Annotated in this window: 3 protein-coding genes; all 3 read right to left on the minus strand. The window is 43.8% G+C overall.

Going from position 1 to position 3,377, the window contains the following annotated elements:
- Positions 1-939 precede the first annotated feature (939 nt).
- The 3 genes from ACFC8N_RS48695 to ACFC8N_RS48705 all read right to left on the minus strand — a co-directional run bounded on the left by ACFC8N_RS48695 (position 940) and on the right by ACFC8N_RS48705 (position 3,008).
- The gene (locus ACFC8N_RS48695) at positions 940-2,055 is read right to left on the minus strand and encodes an aspartate phosphatase (RefSeq protein ID WP_144564766.1); all 1,116 of its coding nucleotides are present in this window, start codon (positions 2,053-2,055) and stop codon (positions 940-942) included.
- A 214-nt stretch (positions 2,056-2,269) separates the two neighbouring features.
- Complete coding sequence (locus ACFC8N_RS48700; protein ID WP_046129924.1) at positions 2,270-2,530, minus strand: hypothetical protein; 261 nt, start codon at positions 2,528-2,530, stop codon at positions 2,270-2,272.
- A 307-nt stretch (positions 2,531-2,837) separates the two neighbouring features.
- Positions 2,838-3,008: a hypothetical protein gene (locus ACFC8N_RS48705; protein WP_011161206.1), complete on the minus strand. Its 171-nt coding sequence runs from the start codon at positions 3,006-3,008 to the stop codon at positions 2,838-2,840.
- Between the last annotated feature and the right edge of the window lie 369 nt (positions 3,009-3,377).

A 3,377-nucleotide genomic window follows, 5' to 3' on the forward strand; every position in this document is an offset into this window, starting at 1 on the left:
ATTTTGCAATCGTCATAAAAAACGTTTAAATGCCCATACAATAGTTTTTCACTACCACCTGGTAGTTTTGGTATATTTTCTTTCTAAAACGTCTCAGAAACGATTCTGAGCATTCTCAGGGGCATTTCTGTCCGTATTGTCCAGCGCACATAAAAAAAGACGGACTTTCCGTCCGCCAACCAAAAGGATTATGGATTAGAATGTTGAGACAATCGTTTAGACATCCAAAGTATACAAAAAGGCTCCTGCCAGGGGCAAGGCCGGCAGGAGCGCTCCCTCCATTTTCAGAGGAGGATGTACAGCTACGGGAAGAATCTCACGGTTGTAATGACAGGTAGTGATACACCCGCAGACAATCTATAGCATCCCCAACCAAAAATGATTTATAACCGAAACCTCCATGCACATGATTCGAAGTCTATTCAGCACCTCTCGGTGCATAGATGGCACTCACTCCATATCACTTTTTCTTCGTCTTATGGTCCATGTCGAATTGTGTCGAATAATGAATATCCTAAAAATCATTTTAATGGCCATATGAGCCGTTTTTAAACTCTCAGGTATCATTAGTCTATTTTTATCCCAGGAACGCTCAGAATTGATTTTGAGCGTTTATAGACACACAAAAAAAAGACGGAACACATGAGTCCGTCTAATAAAACATAATCCGCTGGTCATCACGTTGCATTTCGTATCGCAATCTGTGCATCGCTTTGAACTTCAGAAGAAAATCCAACCACACCCAGCGTTAACACTCCCAAAATGATGGCTGCTGACAAAAGGCTTTTACATTTCATACAGAAAATTCGCTCCTCACTTTGCTTTTTTCATCAAGTCGCATTTCTCGAAGCAACGTGCGTATCGCCGTGATCTACATAAGAAAAACCAGCTACGCCTAGCGTTAATACCCCTAAGATGATGGCTACGGAAAAAAGGCTCTTACATTTCATACAGGAAATCGCCCCTTTGAATTTGTTTTTGAGCATCCACCATCTGCTTGAAGAAAAAAACAGAATCATCCAGACGCCCATTTTTAGTATAAAATTCCGCAGCAACTAAAGCCAGCTCCTCCAGATAAGGATAACCCCGGCCATCTTTAAGTGGTTCAAAAGCCTCCAGAACTTTCGATCTGTCCGCTTGTTTGAGGAACAACGCTTCTAAAACGCCCAGCAAATACAAACATAAGTCATCCTGGAATTCATGAGCGTATTCTTTGGCCTTTTCAAAACATTCTTGTCCTTCTGGTTTTTCATCTTTGGTGAAATGAATTAAAGCTAAATCATAATAAGCGCTTGTGATTTCTTTAGCTTTTGCCTTTTTGGCTGCTTTAATGGCCTCATGATAAAAAGGCACTGCCTGAAAGCTTCCAATTCTGCTATAACAGTGACCCATGTTCAATAACGCTTTTGTGATCATCGTCCAATTATCAATCTCTTGAGAGAGAGCCAATGCCTTGTGCAGATGGGGCAAAGCGCGATCATGCGCCAATAAATCATCATAATTTCCCGAAATAACAAAGTGGCATTGTATCTGGCGGACTTTGTATGTAACCTCCTTTTGATAAATTTCATCAGCAAGAGAGATATAATACATCGACATATGGGTTTGTTTCATGTGATAGAAGACTTCAGCCATCTTAAAGTAAAATTCAGCTTTTTCTATTTTGTCAGAAACTTTTGTTAATTTCTTCTCCGCTGCTCTATAAGACTTAATGGCTTTTATGTATTTTCCCTGCGAAAAGTAGTACATTCCGGTAAAAAACGAGCGATAGTATTCCAACAACCCCGAGAATTTTCTTCCCTGTCCCTCGATTTCTCTAAGGTAATCAGCAAGGCTCATCCTTTCCTCGTTTGGAAAAAGGTAGTCCAACATCAGCTGATGCCTCAAATCCATCATCTGATAGTACAATAGGGTGTCTTGATCCTCTTCCATTCTGTCTAAATCCTGCTCAATTTCGGCTTTCAACCGTTCCGCTTCTATCACATTCAGCTTCTGGATTTCGTTGTACCACGCATTGATTTTCATTCCCACAGATGAAGATGGTATGGTTTCCAATGAGCCTCATTCCTTCCTTCCCAACAAAAACCCTTTTTATGTTAAAGATTAACATAAAGATGCCCGCCAATAATCGCAGAAAATCTCTTAGAAAAAATGTTGCGTGACGCCGCAAACAAAAAAAACGCTCCTGCCAAAAAGCAAGAGCGCTAAAACAAAACATGTGAGCAGCTAAAATTATACAACTTTATTCAGCGATCAAAAAGCCTCGGAATTAGCTCTCTATATCCGCCCCGATCTCCTTCGCAAATTCAATCATTTTTTTCCGCCTGCTCTCAAACACCTCATCCAGTCTATCAAAACGCTCATTCATATTTTTTTCAAACTCACTCAGTTCCCTCTTCAACGCCACAGTCTCTGCTTTGATACCCGATCGCGTATCTCCCAAATCCTCTTTTATCTCATCCAAACCCTCTTTAATCATCTGGCCCAAATCCTCTAGTGCCTTCAGTACCTTTTCCTCTTCTGTCTTCACTTACTTCCACCTTTCCAAAAACCGAACGACCAGGAACCAGGTTAGGGATCCAAATCGACAAAAAGACGAACGACTAAAATCGCCGGCAGCTGCCTTTACCTCCCGATTCCCGAACATCGGCCCCGCTTTTTATTCCACGGTTCGATTGACAACGAGCCTCCGCACCCTCAAACTCCCAAAGGCAACCCCGCAGGGCGAAAACCGCCCTCCGGGGCCACCTCCGGCAGTTTGCATGAGAGTGCCTCTCATTGTAAATCGACTTTCGCGGCATAAACGCTTGTTTTCTCCCTGCAGCAGCCAGTCCTCCTCAAGACCTTGCCAGTTCGAGCGCTTTTTGTATGTATTCCTCTTCTGTAATTTCTCCATGAAACCGCCTTTTCAAAAGCTCTTCCTCTTCTTTTGTAAGCACTAAGCCTTCAAAATCAAGGGTTGCTCGTACATGTCTCATGGCTTTTTCGAAGTCAATTTCCCTTGTCATGATCCTTACTCTCCTTTATCCAATTGTATCACTTCAAGAGCAGGGCAGGCGGGCGAATGAAGTCGCCCATTGCCTGCCCCCGATGCGCAATGAACAGGGTGAGCCTCGTTACTCCTCCCTGTTCAAAGCCGCATCTTTTGCCTCGTTCCAGGTGCGCGACTCCCTGCCGGATTGTCTCGCAGCCCTCCACTTCAGCAAGCCATTTGTCCTCAATCGGAGCCTGCCCGATTTGCGGTAAATGGCATCCCAGCACCCCTGTGGGGTGTGAGAGGCGGAGCTAAAAGTGTCGGACACAATGTTTCCGACACACTCCGCAAAGGGGATGACACGTCCTCCCCCTTGACCCCCACAGTGCGACACTCTAAACTC

Source organism: Streptomyces sp. NPDC055966 (assembly GCF_042269865.1).
Taxonomy (GTDB): Bacteria; Actinomycetota; Actinomycetes; order Streptomycetales; family Streptomycetaceae; genus Streptomyces.

Bases quoted from the DNA above. Each gene is read 5' to 3' on its own strand.
- ACFC8N_RS48705 (WP_011161206.1), bottom strand. From the start codon at position 3,008: ATGACAAGGGAAATTGACTTCGAAAAAGCCATGAGACATGTACGAGCA.